The 21,460-nt window shown below is 58.9% G+C and carries 17 protein-coding genes; 6 read left to right on the top strand and 11 right to left on the bottom strand.

The genetic code is table 11. The annotated features are described in order from the left end of the window. The first annotated feature begins 83 nt into the window (after positions 1–83). Positions 84–1,514: a PLP-dependent aminotransferase family protein gene (locus C1Y42_RS14070; RefSeq protein ID WP_104093777.1), complete on the top strand. Its 1,431-nt coding sequence runs from the start codon at positions 84–86 to the stop codon at positions 1,512–1,514. A gap of 12 nt (positions 1,515–1,526) precedes the next feature. Here the strand turns inward: C1Y42_RS14070 and C1Y42_RS14065 are convergent, their stop codons facing one another. The 4 genes from C1Y42_RS14065 to pepA all read right to left on the bottom strand — a co-directional run bounded on the left by C1Y42_RS14065 (position 1,527) and on the right by pepA (position 7,197). After that, the gene (locus C1Y42_RS14065; protein ID WP_370445700.1) at positions 1,527–2,033 is read right to left on the bottom strand and encodes a GNAT family N-acetyltransferase; all 507 of its coding nucleotides are present in this window, start codon (positions 2,031–2,033) and stop codon (positions 1,527–1,529) included. Between the two features lie 63 nt (positions 2,034–2,096). Beyond that, on the bottom strand, positions 2,097–4,952 hold the full coding sequence (locus tag C1Y42_RS14060) for a valine--tRNA ligase (protein WP_058757216.1): 2,856 nt from the start codon (positions 4,950–4,952) through the stop codon (positions 2,097–2,099). 5 nt (positions 4,953–4,957) lie between these two features. Beyond that, entirely contained in the window at positions 4,958–5,416 is a 459-nt protein-coding gene (locus C1Y42_RS14055) for a DNA polymerase III subunit chi (protein WP_021506718.1), read from the bottom strand. Between the two features lie 269 nt (positions 5,417–5,685). Further along, complete coding sequence (gene pepA / locus C1Y42_RS14050; RefSeq protein ID WP_021506719.1) at positions 5,686–7,197, bottom strand: leucyl aminopeptidase; 1,512 nt, start codon at positions 7,195–7,197, stop codon at positions 5,686–5,688. Positions 7,198–7,464: 267 nt separating this feature from the next. Here pepA and lptF point away from each other — a divergent pair, with 267 nt between their 5' ends. Together lptF and lptG are read left to right on the top strand one after the other, a co-directional pair. After that, complete coding sequence (gene lptF, locus C1Y42_RS14045) at positions 7,465–8,565, top strand: LPS export ABC transporter permease LptF (RefSeq protein ID WP_104093776.1); 1,101 nt, start codon at positions 7,465–7,467, stop codon at positions 8,563–8,565. Further along, positions 8,565–9,641 (top strand): LPS export ABC transporter permease LptG, encoded by a 1,077-nt coding sequence (gene lptG, locus C1Y42_RS14040; RefSeq protein ID WP_021506721.1) that lies wholly within the window; start codon positions 8,565–8,567, stop codon positions 9,639–9,641. Before lptF ends, lptG begins: the two co-directional genes overlap by 1 nt. 115 nt (positions 9,642–9,756) lie before the next feature. On the opposite strand, the gene C1Y42_RS14035 is transcribed toward lptG, so the two are convergent. The 3 genes from C1Y42_RS14035 to C1Y42_RS14025 form a co-directional block, all read right to left on the bottom strand. Then, positions 9,757–11,034 (bottom strand): DUF445 domain-containing protein, encoded by a 1,278-nt coding sequence (locus C1Y42_RS14035; protein WP_104093775.1) that lies wholly within the window; start codon positions 11,032–11,034, stop codon positions 9,757–9,759. 23 nt (positions 11,035–11,057) lie between these two features. After that, positions 11,058–12,560 carry a helicase HerA-like C-terminal domain-containing protein gene (locus C1Y42_RS14030; protein ID WP_058776585.1) on the bottom strand — a complete coding sequence of 501 codons (1,503 nt, stop codon included), beginning with the start codon at positions 12,558–12,560 and terminating at the stop codon, positions 11,058–11,060. Positions 12,561–12,730: 170 nt separating this feature from the next. Next, positions 12,731–14,305, bottom strand: a complete 1,575-nt coding sequence (locus C1Y42_RS14025) for an ABC transporter substrate-binding protein (RefSeq protein WP_370445699.1) — start codon at positions 14,303–14,305, stop codon at positions 12,731–12,733. 525 nt (positions 14,306–14,830) lie between these two features. Here C1Y42_RS14025 and C1Y42_RS14020 point away from each other — a divergent pair. Genes C1Y42_RS14020 through C1Y42_RS14010 form a run of 3 tightly spaced genes read left to right on the top strand, consistent with a single transcriptional unit; the run spans position 14,831 to position 18,625 of the window. Beyond that, positions 14,831–15,562: a gluconate 2-dehydrogenase subunit 3 family protein gene (locus tag C1Y42_RS14020; RefSeq protein ID WP_031279537.1), complete on the top strand. Its 732-nt coding sequence runs from the start codon at positions 14,831–14,833 to the stop codon at positions 15,560–15,562. A 32-nt stretch (positions 15,563–15,594) separates the two neighbouring features. Continuing rightward, a complete protein-coding gene (locus C1Y42_RS14015) occupies positions 15,595–17,364 on the top strand; it encodes a GMC family oxidoreductase (protein WP_104093773.1) in 1,770 nt (589 codons plus the stop codon). 4 nt (positions 17,365–17,368) lie between these two features. Then, entirely contained in the window at positions 17,369–18,625 is a 1,257-nt protein-coding gene (locus tag C1Y42_RS14010; RefSeq protein ID WP_104093772.1) for a cytochrome c, read from the top strand. A gap of 112 nt (positions 18,626–18,737) precedes the next feature. On the opposite strand, the gene C1Y42_RS14005 is transcribed toward C1Y42_RS14010, so the two are convergent. The 4 genes from C1Y42_RS14005 to C1Y42_RS13990 all read right to left on the bottom strand — a co-directional run bounded on the left by C1Y42_RS14005 (position 18,738) and on the right by C1Y42_RS13990 (position 21,456). Next, the gene (locus C1Y42_RS14005) at positions 18,738–19,415 is read right to left on the bottom strand and encodes a MarC family NAAT transporter (RefSeq protein WP_021506728.1); all 678 of its coding nucleotides are present in this window, start codon (positions 19,413–19,415) and stop codon (positions 18,738–18,740) included. A 212-nt stretch (positions 19,416–19,627) separates the two neighbouring features. Continuing rightward, positions 19,628–20,263 (bottom strand): hypothetical protein, encoded by a 636-nt coding sequence (locus C1Y42_RS14000; protein ID WP_021506729.1) that lies wholly within the window; start codon positions 20,261–20,263, stop codon positions 19,628–19,630. A 95-nt stretch (positions 20,264–20,358) separates the two neighbouring features. Continuing rightward, positions 20,359–20,838 (bottom strand): carboxymuconolactone decarboxylase family protein, encoded by a 480-nt coding sequence (locus C1Y42_RS13995; protein WP_104093771.1) that lies wholly within the window; start codon positions 20,836–20,838, stop codon positions 20,359–20,361. A gap of 12 nt (positions 20,839–20,850) precedes the next feature. Further along, positions 20,851–21,456, bottom strand: a complete 606-nt coding sequence (locus C1Y42_RS13990) for an FMN-dependent NADH-azoreductase (protein WP_104093770.1) — start codon at positions 21,454–21,456, stop codon at positions 20,851–20,853. Positions 21,457–21,460: the final 4 nt, after the last annotated feature.

The following is a 21,460-nucleotide window of genomic DNA, read 5'->3' as shown; positions in this document are numbered from 1 at the left end:
GCGGGAAAAGGACACGGATTTTTAGCCGCAGCAATGGCTGGCAGGCTATACTGGCGCGCACGCAGGTCGCAGGGAATGGAGCCATGGCCAAATACCAGCAGCTGGTAGATCAGCTACGTACGCAAATCGAAGCACGCATCTGGCCGCCGGGTGAAAAGCTGCCGTCGCTGCGCCAGCAGGCGGAACAGAGCGGACTCAGCCTGATGACGGTGATGCACGCTTACGAGGTGCTGGAGAGCCAGGGCTGGATTGTGTCGAAGCCGCAGTCGGGCTACTACGTGGCACCGCGCGCGGCGGAGAGCCGTCCGCGTTTGCCAACCCAGGCGATCGCTAAAACCGATCAGGCCGATACCAACAGCTTCGTGTTTGATGTGCTGCAGGCGACGCGCGATCCGGCCATCATGCCGTTTGGTTCTGCCTTCCCCGATCCGGAACTGTTTCCCCAGCGCCAGCTGATGCGCTCGCTGGTGAAGGTCTCGCACAATCTTAAACCCACCGATGCCCTGAATAATCTGCCGCCCGGTAATGAAGCGCTGCGAAAAATCCTCGCCCAGCGTTATGCGCAGCAGGGCATTACGCTGTCGCCGGATGACATCGTCATTACTAACGGTGCAATGGAAGCGCTGAATCTCAGCCTGCAGGCGGTGACCGAACCGGGCGACTGGGTGGTGATCGAAAACCCTTCATTTTACGGCGCGTTGCAGGCGATTGAACGGCTTAAGCTGAACGCGATTGCTATTGCCAGCGATGTGGAGCAGGGCATCGATCTGGATGAGCTGGAGCAGGCGCTGCAGCGCTGGCCGGTGAAAGCCTGCTGGCTGATGACCAACCGGCAGAATCCGCTCGGCTTCACGCTTAGCGCCGGGCGCAAACAGCAGCTGGTGGCACTGCTGACGCGTTATCAGGTGGCGATGATAGAGGATGATGTTTATAGCGACCTGTATCACGGCCATGATAAGCCGTTGCCGGCCAGAGCGTTCGACCGCGAGGGTTACGTGCTGCACTGCGGCAGCTTTTCGAAAAATCTGGTGGCGGGATTTCGCGTGGGCTGGGTTGCGGCGGGGCGCTATGCGCAGCGCGTGCAGCGTATTCAGATGATGAGTACGCTCTCGACCAGCGCGCCGATGCAGCTGGCACTGGCGGATTTTCTCAGCACCCGCAGCTATGACACGCATTTGAAAAAGCTAAGACAGACGCTGGCGAAGCGCAAACAGCTGGCACAGCAGGCGCTGCGCCGCGTGCTGCCCGCCGAGGCGCACATCAGCGATACGCCCGGTGGCTACTTTTTGTGGATTACCTTGCCGGAGCAGATTAACGCCACGCAGCTGTATCATCTGGCGCTGCAGCAGGGCATCAGTATTGCGCCAGGCCAGCTGTTTTCAAGCAGCGAGAGTTTTAGCCACTGCTTCCGCTTCAACACCGCCTGGCCGTGGGATGCACGCGCCGAGGCGGCGGTGGAGATGCTGGGAGCGTTGATAGGTCAGCTGGCGCAGAGTGTTGCGGTAAAGAAGTGAGTGGTTTTTCCCTCACAACACCCGCAGCATTCTCACTTCGCAATCCACGTGGCCGGTACAGCCCATCGCGTCCGCAATCTGTTCAAAGCCCAGCGACTGGTAGAGTTTAATGGCGCGCGTCAGGCTGCCGGTGGTCTCCAGGTAGCAGCGCCGGAACCCGCGCTGGCGGGCAAAATCCATTGCGCGCAGCGCCAGTTCGCGCGCTAAACCCAGCCCGCGCACCGACGGCAGGAAATACATCTTCTGCAACTCACAGATATCCGGTGCGCTGCAGGCGAGCGGTGCCACGCCGCCGCCGCCGACCACCTGACCTTCATGCTCCACGATCCAATAGGCGCTGTCCGCCGCACTGTACAGCTCAAACAACCGATCGAGCTGCGGGTCGGACACGGTATAACCTTTATCCGCCGTCAGGCCAAACTCGGCGGAGACATCGCGGATCACCTGCGCAATCCGCGGATTATCGGCGGCGATAATCGGGCGCACCTGCAGGTTAAGTGGCGTGGCGGTGGTCATCATAATCTTCCGATAGAAAAAAGCCGGGCAGTGCCCGGCTTCGATTAAGCGTCAGGACTGAAGCGCTTACAATGCCGCAATCACGCCCTGCTGTTCAATCAGTTTTGCTTTTGATTGCTCCAGCTCGGCTACGCGCTCGCGCTCTTTCGCCACCACCGCTTCCGGTGCGCGCGATACAAAGCCTTCGTTAGCCAGTTTGGTCTGAATCTTCTCGATCTCAACATCCAGCTTCACCAGCTCTTTCGCCAGACGCTCCAGCTCGGCTTCCTTGTTGACCAGGTCTGCCATCGGGATCAGCAGCTCTGCGCCATCAACAATCTTGGTCACCGAGACCGGACCTTTCTCGCCGGCTGGCAGAATGGTCAGGCTCTCCAGACGCGCCAGGCGCGACAGGAAGTTGCGGTTCTCTTCAACACGACGCTGCGCCGCCGGCGAGCAGTCGCGCAGCAGCACGTCGAGCGGCTTGCTCGGCGCGATGTTCATTTCGGCACGGATATTACGCACCGCCACAATCGCCTGCTTCATCCACTCGATATCGGCCTTCGCTTCCGCGTCTTCCTTCGCCGCGTCATACTGCGGGAACGGCTGCAGCATGATGGTATCGTGGTCGATGTTCTTCAGCACTTTCACGCGCTGCCAGATGGTCTCGGTAATGAACGGGATGATCGGATGCGCCAGGCGCAGCAACGCTTCCAGCACCGTCACCAGCGTGTTGCGCGTGCCGCGCAGCTCCGCTTCGCTGCCGCTGTTCATCACCGGCTTGGTCAGCTCCAGGTACCAGTCACAGAACTGGTTCCAGGTGAAGTCGTACAGAATGTTGGCAGCGATATCAAAGCGATAGCTATCCAGCGCTTCACGGTACGCTTTCACGGTGCTGTTGAATTCCGTCAGGATCCAGCGATCCGCCAGCGACAGCTTCAGCTCGCCGCCGTTCTGGCCGCAATCCTGATCTTCGGTGTTCATCAGCACGAAGCGGCTGGCGTTCCACAGTTTGTTACAGAAGTTGCGGTAGCCTTCCAGGCGCTTCATATCCCAGTTGATGTCACGACCGGTGGACGCCAGCGCGGCGAGGGTGAAGCGCAGCGCATCGGTGCCGGAAGGCACGATACCGTCCGGGAACTGCTTCTCGGTGCGTTTGCGAATCTTCTCAGCCAGCTGCGGCTGCATCATGTTGCCGGTGCGTTTCTCCAGCAGATCTTCCAGCGAAATACCGTCTACCATATCCAGCGGATCGATGACGTTGCCTTTCGACTTGGACATCTTCTGGCCTTCTTCATCGCGGATCAAACCGGTCATGTAGACGGTTTTAAACGGTACCTGCGGCTTGCCGTTCTCATCTTTGATGAAGTGCATGGTCAGCATGATCATGCGCGCAATCCAGAAGAAGATGATATCGAAGCCGCTCACCAGCACGCTGGTAGGATGGAAGGTGCGCAGCGCTTCGGTATTCTCCGGCCAGCCCAGCGTAGAGAATGTCCACAGGCCGGAAGAGAACCAGGTATCAAGCACGTCGTCATCCTGGCGCAGCGTCACGTCAGCGGCCAGATTGTTTTCCTGGCGCACTTCTTCTTCGCTGCGGCCGACATAGACGTTACCGTTGTTGTCGTACCAGGCCGGAATGCGGTGGCCCCACCACAGCTGACGCGAGATGCACCAGTCCTGGATGTCGCGCATCCACGAGAAGTACATGTTTTCATACTGCTTCGGCACAAACTGAATGTCGCCGTTTTCTACCGCTTCCACCGCGACTTTCGCCAGCGGGGCCGTGCGCACGTACCACTGATCGGTCAGCATCGGCTCGATCACCACGCCGCCGCGGTCGCCGTAGGGCACCGTCAGATCGTGTGGTTTGATTTCGTCGAGCAGGCCGAGCTCGTCAACGGCGGCGACAATCGCTTTACGCGCGGCAAAACGCTCCATCTTCTGGAACTGCGGCGGAATTTCATCGGAACAGGCATCGCTGACTTCACCGTTGGTGTCGAACACTTCCGCACGCTCGCGGATATCGCCATCAAAGGTCAGGATGTTGATCATCGGCAGCTTGTGACGACGGCCCACTTCGTAGTCGTTGAAGTCGTGCGCCGGGGTGATCTTCACGCAGCCGGTACCTTTCTCCATATCGGCGTGTTCGTCGCCGACGATCGGAATACGACGGTTCACCAGCGGCAGGATCACCTCTTTGCCGATCAGATCTTTATAACGTGGATCTTCCGGGTTGACCGCCACGCCGGTATCGCCCAGCAGGGTTTCCGGACGGGTGGTGGCCACCACCAGGTAATCTTTGCCTTCGGCAGTTTTCACGCCGTCCGCCAGCGGATAGCGAATGTGCCACATTGAGCCTTTGCTCTCGCGGTTTTCCACTTCGAGGTCAGAGATCGCCGTGCGCAGTTTCGGGTCCCAGTTCACCAGGCGCTTGCCACGGTAGATCAGGTTTTCTTTGTACAGACGGACGAAGACTTCTTTCACCGCGTTGGACAGGCCTTCATCCATGGTGAAGCGCTCGCGCTCCCAGTCAACCGAGTTGCCAAGGCGACGCATCTGGCGGGTGATGGTGCCGCCGGATTCAGCCTTCCACTGCCAGATTTTTTCGATAAAGGCGTCACGACCGTAATCCTGACGCGTTTTGCCCTCTTCAGCGGCGATCTTGCGCTCAACCACCATCTGCGTGGCGATACCGGCGTGGTCCGTACCTGCCTGCCACAGGGTGTTTTTACCCTGCATGCGCTGGTAGCGGATCATGGTATCCATGATGGTTTGCTGGAAGGCGTGACCCATATGCAAGCTACCGGTGACGTTCGGCGGCGGGATCATGATGCAAAAGCTTTCCTGGCTGGTATCGCCATTCGGTTTGAAGTAGCCCTGCTGTTCCCAGTGCTCGTAGAGCGGCTGCTCGATATCTTGCGGGTTATATGTCTTTTCCATATCTGCTATGTCGTTTGCGGCGGGGGTGGCGTCGCCGTATTCAATTGGAAACCAACGCTGCGATACGCTTTATAGCGGTCACGCGCCAGTTGTTTCAGGGATTCTTCATAAGGTACGAAGTCTATCACTTCATGGAAACCGGTAGCAAAATCTGCAAACTGCGGCAGCAGGCTGATCAGCAGATCGCGCGGCGCACTGCCGCGTCGCTGCGGCCAGGCCAGCTCAACCGGCGCGCCGTAGCGCGGGCCTTCGCCGGCCAGGTTGTGCGGCACAAAGGCGTTGGCCGGACGCTGCCACAGTGCTTCATCCAGCCGATTGGCCTGCTGTTCATCTTCGCAGGCAATCAGGATGCGCTTACCGTCTCGCCAGCGGCTGGCGGCCAAATCGCACACCAGCGCTTCGATGGCGCTTAAGCCGTCGCTGGCGCTTTCAGACTCCATCACGAAGAAGGTGGCGTTTTTCATGGCAGGTTATTTCCATCAATGACAGTGGGGCGCATTGTGCGACAGTAAGATTGCGGCGTCCAATAATAAGGTCGCCATTAATGGCGACCCTGTAAACCGTGCGGCTGATAATCAGGTCGCCGTGAACGGCGACCCTACACCGTAGGGTGCGCATTCATGCGCACCGTATCAATGGCCGCACGGTATTTAACGCATTCATGCGCACCGTTCCAATGGCCGCACGCTGTCAAACGCATCCATACGCACCGTTGCAGCATTCGCCCCGGCTCTTAATCGTCGCCGTTCAGGCCAGCGCGGTTCAGCAGGAACTGCGACAGCAGCGGCACCGGACGGCCGGTCGCGCCTTTGGCTTTGCCGGAGCGCCAGGCGGTGCCGGCGATATCCAGGTGCGCCCAGTTAAACTTGCGCGCAAAGCGTGCCAGGAAGCAGGCGGCGGTAATTGCGCCGCCCGGACGGCCACCGATGTTAGCCATATCGGCAAAGTTGGATTCCAGCTGCTCCTGATACTCATCGGCCATCGGCAGACGCCACGCGCGGTCGCCCGACTGCTCTGACGCGCTGATCAGCTCGTGCGCCAGCGGATTGTGGTTCGACATCAACCCGCTGACGTGATGACCCAGCGCGATCACGCAGGCGCCGGTCAGAGTGGCGACGTCAATCACCACTTCCGGATCGAAGCGCTCAACGTAGGTCAGCGCATCGCACAGCACCAGGCGGCCCTCGGCATCGGTATTCAGCACTTCAACCGTCTGGCCGGACATAGTGGTCAGCACGTCGCCCGGACGCATCGCGCGTCCGTCCGGCATGTTTTCACAGCCCACCAGCACGCCGACCACGTTCAGCGGCAGATTCAGCTCCGCCACCATGCGCATCACGCCGTACACCGACGCCGCGCCGCACATGTCATATTTCATCTCATCCATCGCCTCGGCAGGCTTGATGGAGATGCCGCCGGAGTCAAAGGTCAGCCCTTTACCTACCAGCACGATAGGGCGCGCATCGGCGTCGCTGCTGCCTTTGTACTCAATCACCGACATCAGCGACTCATTGTGCGAACCGGCACCGACCGCCAGATAGGCGTTCATGCCCAGCTCTTTCATCTGCTGTTCGCCAATCACGCGGGTGGTAACGTTTTTGCTGTACGCATCGGCCAGCTGACGTGCCTGCGACGCCAGATACGCGGCGTTACAAATATTCGGCGGCATATTGCTCAGGTCTTTCGCCGCTTTGACGCCGGCGGCAACGGCCAGGCCGTGCTGAATAGCGCGCTCACCGCTGGTCAGCTCACGGCGGGTCGGCACGTTGAACACCAGCTTGCGCAGCGGACGGCGCGGCTCAACTTTGTTGCTTTTCAGCTGGTCGAAGTTGTACAGCGCCTCTTTAGAGGTTTCTACCGCCTGACGCACTTTCCAGTAGGTATTGCGCCCTTTAACGTGCAGTTCGGTCAGGAAGCACACCGCTTCCATCGAACCGGTATCGTTCAGGGTATTGATGGTTTTCTGAATCACCTGTTTGTACTGGCGCTCATCCAGCTCACGCTCTTTACCACAGCCGATCAGCAGGATACGTTCGGACAGGATATTTGGCACATGGTGCAGCAGCAGCGTCTGGCCCACTTTGCCCTCCAGCTCACCGCGGCGCAGCAGCGCGCTGATGTAGCCATCGCTGATCTTATCCAGCTGCTCGGCAATCGGTGACAGACGACGCGGTTCGAAAACGCCAACCACAATGCAGGCGCTGCGCTGTTTTTCCGGGCTACCGCTTTTTACACTGAACTCCATGCACTCTCCTGAATCTTAAAGACAACGGCCTTAGCTGTCGTTAGAATGTAGCGCGTTCGTAACCCATTAATTTGTTGCGACGCCATGACAATTTAACGCCGGCGGCCATAATGAGTGGGGTGACAATGTGTTGTTTTTTCACCACCCTAACGCGTTCGTCATACTATTTTAGCTACCATGACGGCCATTGATGAAGAAAAATGGCTGATAAGCGTTGAAACTAGCGATTTTCCTGCAAAAAGACAAGTTTTCACAGGCGTACTAAGCGTGATCATCATTAGATATCTGGTTCGGGAAACGCTCAAAAGCCAGCTGGCTATCCTGTTCATCCTGCTACTTATCTTCTTTTGCCAGAAGTTAGTCAGGATTTTGGGTGCGGCGGTGGATGGCGAAATCCCAACAAATCTGGTTCTGACATTGTTAGGACTTGGCGTGCCTGAAATGGCACAACTTATCCTGCCCCTAAGCTTGTTTCTGGCGATTTTAATGACCCTTGGGCGGCTTTACACCGAAAGTGAAATTACGGTGATGCACGCCTGCGGGCTGGGTAAAGGCGTCCTGATTAAAGCGGCGATGATCCTGATGCTGTTCACCTCGCTGGTGGCGGCGGTCAACGTGATCTGGCTTGGCCCGTGGTCCTCGCGCTATCAGGATGAAGTGACACAAAATGCCAAAGCCAACCCGGGAGCGGCGGCGCTGGCGGCGGGGCAGTTCCAGACCTCCAGCGACGGCAATACCGTGCTGTTCGTCGAAGACGTGAAGGGCAACAAATTCGGCAGCGTGTTCCTGGCGCAACTGCGACCCAAGGGCAATGCACGGCCATCGGTGGTGCTGGCCGACAGCGGTCACATGGAGCAGCACAAAGATGGCTCGCAGACCGTGACGCTGGACAAAGGCACACGCTTTGAAGGCACGGCGCTGCTGCGTGACTTCCGTATTACCGACTTCGTCAATTATCAGGCGCTGGTGGGATACAAAGAGGCGGTGCTCGATCCTAACGATGCCGATCAGGCCGATATCAGCACGCTGATAAAAACCAGAACGCCGCAGTTCCAGGCGGAGCTGCACTGGCGTCTGACGCTGGTGTTCGCTGTGCTGGTGATGGCGCTGATGGTGGTGCCGCTCAGCGTGGTTAACCCGCGCCAGGGCCGCGTGTTGTCGATGCTGCCGGCAATGCTGCTCTACCTGATCTTCTTCCTGCTGCAGAGCTCGCTGCGCTCCAACGCGGCGAAAGGCCGGTTTGATCCGGCGATCTGGATGTGGGTGGTCAACCTGGCGTATCTGGCGCTGGCGGTGGCGCTCAACGTATGGGATACCGTACCGATGCGCCGTTTCCGCGCGCGCTTTAGCCGTGGAGGATCCGTGTGATGTTTAAGGTCCTTGACCGCTATATCGGCAAAACCATCTTCAACACCATCATGATGACGCTGTTCATGCTGGTGTCGCTGTCGGGCATCATTAAGTTCGTTGATCAGCTGCGTAAAACCGGGCAGGGCGCGTATACCGCGCTGGATGCCGGTTACTACACGCTGCTCAGCGTGCCGAAAGATATCGAGATCTTCTTCCCGATGGCGGCGCTGCTGGGCGCGCTGCTGGGGCTGGGCACGCTGGCGCAGCGCAGCGAACTGGTGGTGATGCAGGCCTCCGGCTTTACCCGTCTGCAGGTGGCGCTGGCGGTAATGAAAACTGCGATTCCGCTGGTGCTGCTGACCATGGCGGTGGGCGAATTTGTCGCCCCGCAGGGCGAGCAGATGGCGCGTAACTACCGGGCGCAGCAGCTGTACGGCGGCTCGCTGGTTTCGACGCAAAACGGCCTGTGGGCGAAAGACGGCAACGACTTTATCTACATTGAGCGCATTAAAGGCGACAACGAGATCGACGGCGTCAGTATCTATCGCTTTACCGACCAGCGGCGTCTGCTGAGCGTGCGCTATGCCGCCACCGCGGTCTGGAATAAAGATCGCAAACTGTGGGAGCTGTCGCAGGTGGATGAGTCGGACCTGAAAGATCCGAAGCAGATTACCGGTTCACAGAGCCTGAGCGGCGAATGGAAAACCAATCTGACGCCAGACAAGCTGGGCGTGGTGGCGCTGGACCCGGACGCGCTGTCGATCAGCGGTCTGTATAACTACAGTAAATATCTCAAACAGAGCGGCCAGGAATCCGGGCGCTACCTGCTGAATATGTGGGGCAAAATCTTCCAGCCGCTGTCGGTGGCGGTGATGATGCTGATGGCGCTGTCGTTTATCTTTGGTCCGCTGAGAAGCGTATCGATGGGCGTGCGCGTGGTCACCGGCATCAGCTTTGGCTTCCTGTTCTACGTGCTGGATCAGATCTTCGGGCCACTGAGTCTGGTGTACGGTTTACCGCCGGTGCTGGGCGCGATTCTGCCAAGCGGCGCATTCTTTGCCATCAGTTTGTACCTGTTGCTGAAACGGCGGTAGTGAGGGTTGCAGGGGCGCGATTCAGGACGCCCCTGTTCTTCCCGCACCGTTACCGTAGGGTCGCCATTCATGGCGACCTTTTTTATACATGGCAACCAGGTCGATGCCCGCACCGTTAGCGCAACGTCTGCACCCAGCCCGGCAGCTGCGACAGCAAAAACAGCACCAGACCAATGGTACCGCCCACCAGCGTGCCGTTGATGCGGATAAACTGCAAATCACGGCCAATGTTCAGCTCAATCTGTTGCGACATCTCGCGCGCATCCCAGCTCTTCACCGTATCGCTGATGTGACGGGTGAGAAACGCCGCAAACTCCGGCGCGACGCTGCGCGCAGCGTCTTCCAGATGCTGATTCATTGAGGTACGCAGTGCTTCATCGGCAGCCAGCGTTTCGCCCAGCCACAGCGCCGCCAGCCGCACCCGCTCCTGCACGCGCGAATCATCACTGTTGAGGTCGCTCTTCAGCCAGCGGCGCAGGTCCTGCCACAGCTCGCTGATATAACGGTTAAACGACTCATCCTCTTTCAGCCAGTGTTTGATGGTCTCAGCGCGTTCAGCCATCTCCGGATCGCTTTTCAGTCGATCTATCAGGCGCTGTACCGCGCGGTTAAAACCGAGGCGGAATTCGTGGCCCTGGTCGCGCGCCACTTCATCCAGAATCGAATCCACCGCATTGGCGACCAGCTCGGCGCTGTGTTCGCCCAGCCATTCGGTTGGCAGCACTTTGGCTTTGATCGGATGTTCGCGTTTCAGCCAGCGCACAATCTGCAGCGCGATAAACTCGCGCGTGCCGGGTTTGTGCAGCAGACGCAGCAGCTGTTGCACTGCAGCGTCCAGCAGTTCCTGATGGCGATTGTTTTTGGTCAGGCTGTCCAGCAGCAGCGCGCTGGACTGGGTCAGATCGACCTTATCCAGCGCGCGATGCACCGCGCGGCGCAAAAAGCGCTGAATACGCTGATCGTCAGTAAGATCGAGGAAACCGCGCATCACCTGCAGCAGATGGCGACCAATGCGATCGGCGTTGCCCGGCGTATTGAGCCACTGCGCCAGCAGCTGTGACGGATCGTGGCGGCGAATCAGTGCCAGCAGCGAATCGGTATCGAGAAACTTCTCCTGCACGAAGCGGCCAAGATTCTCGCCGATGCGATCTTTGTTGCGTGGAATGATTGCCGTATGGCGCGAGATGAACGGCACCGGCACGCGACGAAACAGCGCCACCACCGCAAACCAGTCGGCCAGCGCGCCGACCATCGCCGCTTCGGCAATCGCCTTCAGCCCCAGCACCCAGAACGTGGGCGGCAGAAACAGCGTCACGACAAAGGTCGCGGCGGCAATCAGCAGCAGCGACAGGGCCAGACGCTTGCTCCGTTTTAATTGTTGATATTTATCCATACCACGATCATAGCAGAGGGCGATTAACGGCGGCGTCCACCGAGCAGACTGCCCAGCACGCCGCGGATGATCTGATTGGTCACCTGGCGCGCCGCGCTTTTCGCCACGCTCTGCACTACGCCGTCGCGCTTGCCGCCGCGCGGCCCGGTGCTGCCGAACAGAATCTCTTTCAGCCCACCCAGAATGCCGTCATCCACCGCCACGCTATTGCCTTTGCTGGGCGGCGCATCGGCCTGCTGCGGCGCGGCCTGTACGCCCTGCTGTAACATTTCGAACGCCGATTCGCGATCGACGGCACTGTCGTATTTGCCGTACAGCGGCGAATGGTTGATCAGGCTGTTGCGTTCATCAGGAGTGGCCGGCCCCATGCGCGAGCCCGGCGCGATCACCATGGCGCGCTGCACCATCGACGGACTGCCTTTCTCATCGAGGAAGGAGATCAGCGCCTCGCCGGTGCCCAGCGCCTGAATCGCCTCCACGGTATTAAACGCCGGGTTGGCGCGCATCGTTTCGGCGGCGCTTTTCACCGCTTTCTGGTCTTTCGGCGTGAAGGCACGCAGCGCATGCTGCACGCGGTTACCCAACTGACCGAGCACATTATCCGGAATGTCCGCCGGATTCTGCGTGACAAAGTACACGCCAACGCCTTTCGAGCGAATCAGGCGAATCACCTGTTCCACTTTCTCCAGCAGCACCGGCGGCGCGTCGTTAAACAGCAGATGCGCTTCGTCAAAGAAGAACACCATCTTTGGTTTGTCCAGATCGCCGGCTTCCGGCAGCTGTTCATACAGTTCCGCCAGCAGCCACAGCAGGCTGGTGGCGTAGAGTTTCGGCTGCTGATAAAGCTTTTCCGCTGCCAGGATATTGATGAAGCCTTTGCCATCAGCGTCGCAGCGCATCCAGTCACGGATATCCAGCATTGGCTCGCCAAAGAAGTGTTCAGCCCCTTGCTGCTCCAGCGCCAGCAGGCCGCGCTGAATAGCGCCCACCGAGGCGCTGCTGATATTGCCGTACTGCGTCTGAAATGCTTTGGCGTTATCACCGATATATTGTGTCATGGCGCGCAAATCTTTGAAGTCCAGCAGCAGCAGGCCCTGATCGTCGGCGATACGGAAGATAATTTGCAGCACGCCGGACTGCACTTCGTTGAGGCTGAGCAGCCGCGCCAGCAGCAGCGGGCCGAGATCGGACACCGTCGCGCGCACCGGATGGCCCTGCTGGCCGAAGATATCCCACAGCATCACCGGATTTTTCTGCGCCTGCCAGTCGGTGACGCCAATCTTCGCCAGCCGCGCCAGCAGCTTTTCCGAGCCATCGCCCGCGGCCGCAATACCGGAAAGATCGCCTTTGACATCGGCCATAAACACCGGCACGCCGATGGCGGAGAAGGATTCAGCCAGCTTTTGCAGCGTCACGGTTTTACCGGTGCCGGTCGCACCGGTTATCAGTCCGTGACGGTTAGCCATGGCGGGCAACAGATGCAGTTGAAGGTCAGGCGTCTGGGCGATCAGCAGTGGGGTAGTCATGATGTTTGCGCTCTCCGGCATTGCGTAATGACTCAAAGAATAGCAAGCGGTGCACGGGAGAGAGAGGGATATTTGGGTGAAAAATAAGGGGAGTTCCGTTTGCTGCCCGCGCGATCGGCCCTTCTCCCGCGGGCGGGAGAGGGCTGGGATGAGGGGCAGCGCGTATCTGCCTACCTCTTCTCTACCGCATCGAAAAACAGCAGGCTCACGCCGATGCCCTGCTGCACGTGGCTGACGTTATTGCGCACCGCCACCTGCTGCGCGCCCTGAAGCATCACCACGAACGGCGAATCCTGCTGTACGCGCTGTTGCAGCGCGGTATACAGCGCGCGGCGCTGGCTGGCGTCGCTCTCACCGGCTGCGGTGCGCGTCTGCGCGCTCAGTTCGGGAATCTCCCAGCCGACGCGCCACGCCAGCGTTTTAGAGCCGCCCGGCACGTTATAGGCAAAGGCGCTGGCGTTGGTATTCGGATCCACATAATCGGCGCCCCAGTAAATAAAGATCGACTGGAAATCACGTCCGCGCATTTTGCCCCACAGTTCCGATTCCGCCACCGGCTGCAGTTCAATCTGCACGTCGGCTTTGGCAAAGCTGGCCTGCAGCGCCTGCGCCACGTCGATGTACGGCGGCTGGTTGATCACCGTCAGCGAGAATTTGCTGCCGGGCCTGATACCGCCCTGAGCCAGGATCGCTTTAGCTTTGGCTACATCGTAATGGAACGGCTGATTCTCCAGCGCGCCATCAAAGCCCTGCGGCAGGAAGCTCTGGTGAATACGGTACTGGCCTTTCAGCAGATCGCGTGAAATGGCGTTGTAATCCACCAGCCAGCGCGCCGCCTGCCACAGCGCCGGATTACCCAGCGCCGGCTGCGCTTTGTTTTGCGTATTAAATGCCAGGTAATAGACCAGGCTCGACGGGAAGGCCTCAATGCGCAGCTGCTGGTCGTTTTTCAGCGCATCGATCTGGTCCGGGCCCAGCTGGTACGCCACATCGACATCGCCCTGCTGAATCAGCAGGCGGCGCGCACCGGCATCGGCCACGCCTTTTAGCAGGATGCGTTTCAGCTGCGGCTGCGGGCTGGCGTGCGGATTTGCGCTCAGCACCAGCGCCTGCTGCGGCACATATTGCTGGATGCTGAATGCGCCGCTGCCCGCGGAGTGAGTGTGCAGCCAGCCGTTGCCGCTGTCGTTGGCGGTGATGTGCTGCTGCACGGTTTTGCTGTCCACCACCGAGGCTACCGGCGCGGTCAGCAGGCGCAGCGCCAGGTCCTGACCAATCTGCGCCGGCCACTGAATCTCCAGCTGATGATCGTTCACAACCCGCAGCTGGCTGGCGATGTTGTCCGCCGTCCAGCCAAACTCAGCGAGAATAAACGACGGGGCTTTATTGAGCTGCACCGCGCGCGTCAGCGAAAACACCACGTCCTGCGCGGTCACCGGGTTACCGCTAACGAAATGCGCATCCGGTTTCAGATTGAACATCAGGCTGTGCGGCGTGCTGCCGGGCTGCCATGAGGTGGCGAGCAGCGGCGCGAGTTTTTGTGGCGCATCGCGATCGGCCTCTACCAGAGTCTGATAAATATTGCGCTGCACGCTGTTACTGACGGTCTCAAAACTTTCTGCCGGGTCGAAGCTGATAATGCCGTCGAGCGGCAGGGCCACCACCAGCGTGTCTTTTGGCGTGGCGGCCTGCAGGGCAAAGGCGCTGCTGAATAAGGTGAAGAACAATAAGAGTGCTCGCATCATGATTATCCTGAGTAATTGATGCGACGACTTTATCGCTGTCGCGCTGCTGGCTAAATGCCGGTTTGTTCTGAGCTGTGCCGGAAATAACAATTAATACCGGAAATTAACTAATCGGTTATTTTGTGCGCGCGCTGTCATATTCAGGAAATAAACCGCTCAGACGTTGCGCATTGAGCCAATAAGCGGTTATTGATAAGAATAAGCTCTGGTATGGAAGTATGATTTTTTCTGATTAATTAAGCTGAGCGACTATTTCTCACGCCGATTTGTTTCAGTCATTTGCCCAGTCTCTGGCGCTAATCTCCTGGCATTTGTACGGTTAAAAGCGCAATTCCCGCTGCGAAAGCGCGTCCACAGCGCCTGGCGACTTTTCGTCAGGTTGATGGTTTCTCATCAAAACACATTTATAATTTAATGCTTACATCCTGAAATATCTGTATCCATAAGATTGCCAGCTTGTTTGCCGATTTATAAATCTATTAACAAAAATAATTCCCTTTCTTAGCAAGTGAGAGTCGTCGCGCCATGCTTTTAGAAAAACCGACCACCAGACGTAAGTTTTTACTTGGGTCGTTGCTGGCTTTGCCATTAAGCGACCTGGTTTTAAAAGGACTGACTGCAGCCCAGGCTGCGGAAATGGCAGCACCGGACCTTGCCGACTATAAACCGATCTTTTTTAGCGCTGAGGAGTGGCAATTTATTCTGGCCGCGACCGATCGCCTGATCCCCGCCGGTGGCAACGGCAAAGCGCCAGGTGCGCTGGAAACCAACGTGCCAATCTTCATTGACCAGCAGTTGCACAGCCCGGAGTTCGGCGCAGAGATCTACCTGCAGGGGCCGTTTGACGTGCACGCGCCCGCCACCATGGGCTATCAGATCCCGTTCACGCCGCAGCAGATGTATCGCACCGGCATCAAACTGGTGGAGCAGTGGACGCAGAGCACCTACCACAAAGCGTTCTCTCAGCTGACGCTGGCAGAGAAAGACGCGGTGCTGACCAAAGTGAATAAAAACGACGGTATCGACTTCGCCGCGCTGGGCGAACCAAACCTGAAAGCCTCGCAGTTCTTCAGCCAGCTGCTTTCCGATACCAAACACGGCTACCTCGCTGACCCGATGTACGGCGGCAACAAAGGCATGAAAGCCTGGATCGCCATCGGCTTCCCGGGGGCACGCGCCAGCTTCACCGAGTGGGTGAAGCAGCACAACGTGCCGTATCCGCTCGGACCGGTCAGCCTGATGGGCGAACGCGCCTGAATCCCCGTATTTGGTATGTGAGACAGAAAAACATGGCACAGATTACAAAGAAAGAAGTCGACGTCGTGGTGTGCGGCCTCGGCTGGGCCGGCTCGCTGATGAGCATCGAGCTGGCGATGGCCGGTCTGGACGTGCGCGCCCTTGAGCGCGGCGGCGAGCGCGACTACCCGGATTTCGCTTACCCGAAACCGGCCGATGAGTACGCCTATAACGTGCGCAACAAAGTGTTCGCCACGCCAAAAGAAGTGGCGGTCACCGTGCGTTACAACATGGACCAGACGGCGCTGCCAACCCGCAAATGGGGCGCATTTGCCCCGGGTACCGGCGTCGGCGGCGCGGGCATGCACTGGACGGCGGTACTGATTCGTCCCACGCCCACCGATATCAAACTGAAAACCTATGTCGATCAGGCCTATAAGCCCGGCATCCTGCAGGATGACATGCGCGTGATGGACTTCCCGTTCACCTGGGATGAGATCGAGCCGTATTTCTACAAGTTTGAGCTGATTTGCGGCCAGTCGGGCACCACCGGCAACCTGCGCGGGCAAATTCTGGAAGGCGGCGATCCGTTTGAAGGCCCGCGTTCTGAGCCGTATCCGCTACCGGCGCTGGACGATACGCTGAACAACGTGATGTTCAAAGAGGCGGCGAAGAAGCTGGGCTATCACCCGTTCCCGAACCCCTCAGCCTGCGTCTCGCGCGCGTGGAAAAACCCGTACGGCAACCAGATCGCTCCCTGCAACTACTGCGGCTACTGCTCGAAATATCCGTGCCTGAACTATTCAAAAGCCTCGCCGCAGACGGCGGTGATGGACGCGCTGAAGCGCATGCCGAACTTCTCCTATGAAGTGCACGCGGAAGTGTACAAAGTGGTGCTGCACGACGACGGCAAAACCGCGAAGGGAGTGCTCTATTTCGATGTCGACGGCAACGAAGTGTTCCAGCCGGCGAAGATTGTAGTGCTCTCCAGCTTCCAGCTGTACAACGTGCGCCTGATGCTGCTGTCCGGCATCGGTAAGCCTTACAACCCGATCACCGAGGAGGGCGTCGTCGGGCGTAACTATGCGTTTCTCTCCAACGGCGGCGCCACGCTGTTCTTCAAAGACAAAAACTTCAACGCCTTCGCCACCGCTGGCGCGACCGGTCAGATGTTTAATGACATCTCGCCCGGCAACTTCGACGGTCCGGGACTTGGCTTCCTGGGCGGCGCCAAAATCCACAGTTCGCAGGCAACCGGTACGCCGATTGGCACCGCGCTGCCGAAAGGCACACCGAGCTGGGGCATGGGGTACAAAGAGGGGCTGGAGCAGTGGTACAACCATTCGATGAAGATCAGTATTACCACTACCTGCCAGTCGTACCGCGATATCTATCTGGATCTGGATCCGCACTACACCGACCATCGCGGTCAGCCGCTGCTGCGCATGACCTTTAACTGGAAACAGAACGAGCTCAAGCTGCAGCAGCACCTGAAAGGCATCGTTGGCGATATCGCCAAAGAGCTGAATCCGGACAGCATGAGCATGAGCTTCCTGCCGATGGGCGCTGATTTTGACCTGACCAAATACGTCTCTACCCACAACGTGGGCGGCGCGGTGATGGGCGACAACCCGAAAACCTCGGCGCTGAACAAGTACCTGCAAAGCTGGGATGTGCACAACGTGTTTGTGCCGGGCGGTAACGCCTTCCCGCAGAACTTCCAGGCGAACCCGACCGACACCATCGGCGCGATTACCCTGATGGCGGCGCAGGCTATTAAAGAGCACTATTTGCAGAATCCCGGCCCACTGGTACAGGCATAAGCACATGAAATTAAAATCATTGTTAATCGCTCACGCGGTGCTGCTGGGCAGCTGTGCGGTGCAGGCGCAGGCGCAGGCAGCAGATGACGCATCACTGATTAAAAAGGGCGAGTATCTGGCGCGCCTTGGCGACTGTATGGCGTGCCATACCGTGGCCGGCAAAGCGGATTATGCCGGCGGGCTGGCGATTGAGTCGAACCTCGGCACCATTTACTCCACCAACATCACGCCGGATAAACAGCACGGTATCGGCAACTACAGCGAGCAGCAGTTCTCGGATGCGGTGCGCAAAGGCGTGCTGCCGGACGGCTCGCGTCTTTACCCGGCGATGCCGTACCCGGATTACGCCAAAATCAGCGATGAAGACCTACACGCGCTGTACGTCTACTTCATGCAGGGCGTGAAGCCGGACAGCGCGCAGCCGCCGGAAACAAAGCTGAGCTTCCCGTTCAGCCAGCGCTGGGGCATGCGTTTCTGGAACTGGGCGTTTACTTCGGACAAGCCGTTCCAGCCGATTGGCGGTGCGTCAGCGGAGGTTAATCGCGGTGCTTACATCGTGGAAAGCCTCGGCCACTGCGGCAGCTGCCACACGCCGCGCGGCATCGGCATGAACGAGAAGGCGCTGGACAGCAGCGACGATCGCTTCCTCGCCGGCGGCAGCCTGAATAACTGGGAGGTGCCGTCGCTGCGCGGTGTGCCACGCTGGAGCGAGCAGGAGATTGTCGATTATCTGCAAACCGGACGTAACGATAAAGCCGCGGTGGGCGGCGAGATGACGTCAGTGGTGGAGCACTCCAGCTCGCATATGACGGATGCCGATCTGCAGGCGATTGCCGCTTACCTGAAGTTCCTCGGCGGCAATCCGCCGCTGCAGGCGTATGACGTGCAGGCGCAGCAGAAGACCGAAGCGAAGCTGACGGCGGCGAAGAATCTAAGCGAAGGCGAGCGTCTGTATCTCGACAACTGCGGTGCCTGTCACTTTGTCACCGGCAAAGGCGCACCGGGGATCTTCCCGGAATTGGATCAGGCCACTATCGTTAATGCGCAGGATCCCAGCGGGTTGATTCACACCATTCTGGCCGGTGCGCAGCAGCCCTCAACGGAGAAAGCGCCGTCGACGCTGGCGATGCCGCCGTTTGCGTATCGTCTGACCGATGATGAAGTGGCGCAGCTGGCCACCTTTATTCGTCAGGGCTGGAGCAACCACGCGCCGGCAGTGACGAAAGAACAGGTGGCGGATGTGCGGAAAACGCTGCACTAAAACGTAGCGGCGCGACTTATCGCGCTGTCCTGATGGCAATGCCCGGCGTCACGTGATGGCGGGCATTGCGCGATGAATCGCGCCGCTAGCGTACGGTGCGATTTTTTATTGTTTAATGAAAGGTGTGCGCCACTTCCAGCACGCCGTTGATGACAAACTGCACGCCCATACACACCAGTAAAAAGCCCATCAGGCGCGAAATCGCTTCGATGCCGCCTTTGCCGACCAGCTTCATGATGGCGCCGGAGCTGCGCAGCGAAATCCATAAAATCACTGCCACCGCCAGGAACGTCAGCACCGGCGCGATGGCCACCACCCACGCGGGGAAATCGACGCCGGCTTTCACCGTCGAGGCCGAACTGATGATCATCGCGATGGTGCCCGGTCCGGCGGTGCTCGGCATCGCCAGCGGCACAAAGGCGATATTCACCGTTTCGCGCGGATCGTCGCTGGCGTCGAGTTCATCCAGCTTGTGTTTGGCCTCAACCGAATGCCCGACCGGTTTGGCGGGGAACAGCATGCGAAAGCCAATAAAGGCGACAATCAGCCCGCCGGCCATGCGCAGACCGGGAATGGAGATGCCAAAGGTGTGCAGCACCGCGTTACCGGCGTACCAGGCGACCATCATAATCAGGAACACGTAGATTGACGCCTGCAGCGCCTGGCGATTGCGTTCCTGAAAGTTCATGTCACCCGCGAGGCCGAGAAACAGCGCCACGGTGGTTAACGGGTTAGCAAGCGGCAAAATCACCACCAGGCCGAGCCCGATGGCTTTGAACAGTTCCAGCATGATTTATTCCCTGGTTAATATCAGGCGCGCAGCTGCCAGCGCAACGGTCGCCATGAATGGCGACCCTACAGTATCCTGTGCACCGTTTTTTTCGTAGGGTGCGCATTTATGCGCGCAGCTGCCAGCGCAACGGTCGCCATGAATGGCGACCCTACAGTACCCTGTACACCGGTTTTTTCGTAGGGTGCGCATTTATGCGCACCTGGACAGCATCAATGCTTCGGCGTTTCCATCGCTTCCAGCAGCTCGGGGAAAAAATCTTCCAGCAAATCCGGCGTCATCAGCTCGGGATAATGAATCAAATGCTCGCGAATGCGTTCATTCACGTCTGGCAACAGGCGCTGGGCGGCGTCGCTGGCGCTGATTTTCTTCTGCTTCATCAGGCGCAGCACGTTATCCGGCAGGTTATCCTCATCTTCCTCGCTCTCCACGCCTTCCAGATCGTCCAGCTCATCCAGCAACTCCATCAGCGCTTCAATCTGCGGCGTGCGTGACTGATACTCTGCCGGCTTCTCGTTCTCCAGATAGCGCAGCAGCGCGCGCACCGGCGAGCCGTCCGGCGTGGCGGGTGGTTCACTGGCGAACCAGCTGAGCAGCGCATGCTGGCTCACCTGATGCACGTGATAACCATTGTCCACCAGCTCATCGGCGAGGATATCGGCGGTGTCGTGCTCAATCAGGCAAATGTGGGTGCGACCCGGCGTGAACTGCTCCAGCCACTGATAAATCTCCTCAATCACGCTGTCGGCGTAATGAAACGTCTGGCTGAGGTAGCTGTCATCCGGCTGGTGAACGCAGATGCGAATCAGGTCGGGATCGAAGTAAATCGCAATGTTGATGCCTTTCATGCGCGGTGTCCTGTGTGGTGCAAAACCTCACTATAGCGTCAGGGCGCGCAGAAAAACATGCTATCGCCAGCAGCCGCAGCCACTGGCGATAAAAATTACCGCAAATCAGCACGATCCAGCCCGTAAGCGCTGTCGAGCGCGCCGGGTGTCATCTGCGACAGGATCATCAGCCGGTTCCAGGTATTGATCACCGCGATCTTAAAGGTCAGCTCGCTGATCTCCACCTCGGAGAAGTGCGCGCGCAGCTCGCCGTACAGCGCCTCGTCAACGCCGTGCTCGCCAATGCGCGTCAGCGCTTCGGTCAGGGCAAAGGCGGTTTTCTCGCGCGCGCTGAACAGCGGCGATTCACGCCAGATCGCCACATGGTGCAGCCGCAGCTCGTGCTCGCCGTCAATCGCCGCCTGCTTGATGTGCATATCGAGGCAGAACGCGCAGTGGTTGAGCTGCGAGGCGCGGATATCCACCAGATGCCTGAGCGACTTCTCCAGCGACGTGCTGGCGACGCTATTCGACAAATCCGACATCGCTTTGGCCAGCGCCGGGGTGGTTTTAAAATGGTTTACGCGTTGAGTCATGATTTTCCTCCGTCAGAACAGACGTTCAATGGTTTCGAGTGCTTCGGGTAACGCGCGGGCACGGCTGAGCGGGTCGTGCGTGCCGTCGACGCGGATAAACTGCACATCGCTGATGCCGATGTACGCCAGCGCCGCGCGCACGTACGGCGTGAACTGGTCATCCTGCATAAAGGGCCCGTGGGCAAACACGCTGCCGCTGGCCATCACGCAGTAAACTTTCCTGTCGCTCACCAGCCCGATTTTGGTGCCTTCGGGGGTAAAGGCGAAGGTGCGGCCGGCGCGGGTAATATGGTCGAACCAGGCTTTCAGCACCGACGGCAGCCCGAGGTTCCACATCGGCGATGAGATAACCAGGGTGTCGCAGGCAAACAGCTGATCCACCAGCCGTTCCGAGGTGCGAATGGCGTTACGCTGCGCTTCATCACGCGCCTCCGGTGGGGTAAAAAAAGCCCTGATGGTGAAGGCATCCAGATGCGGCAGCGGCTGTTGCGCCAGATCCAGCACCGTCTCGTGCAGATCGTGATGGCGGCTGCGCAGCTTTTCGATCAGACGCGCCGAGGCGATGCGCGACACCGATCCCGCCAGATCCGGGCTGACTTTAATGTGCAGCACATTCATGCAG

The sequence above is a fragment of the Pantoea sp. ICBG 985 genome, assembly GCF_002928365.1.
Lineage (GTDB): Bacteria > Pseudomonadota > Gammaproteobacteria > Enterobacterales > Enterobacteriaceae > Pantoea > Pantoea dispersa.
The sequence above is the reverse complement of the archived record's forward strand: the minus strand, read 5'-3'. Positions and strand labels throughout refer to the sequence as shown.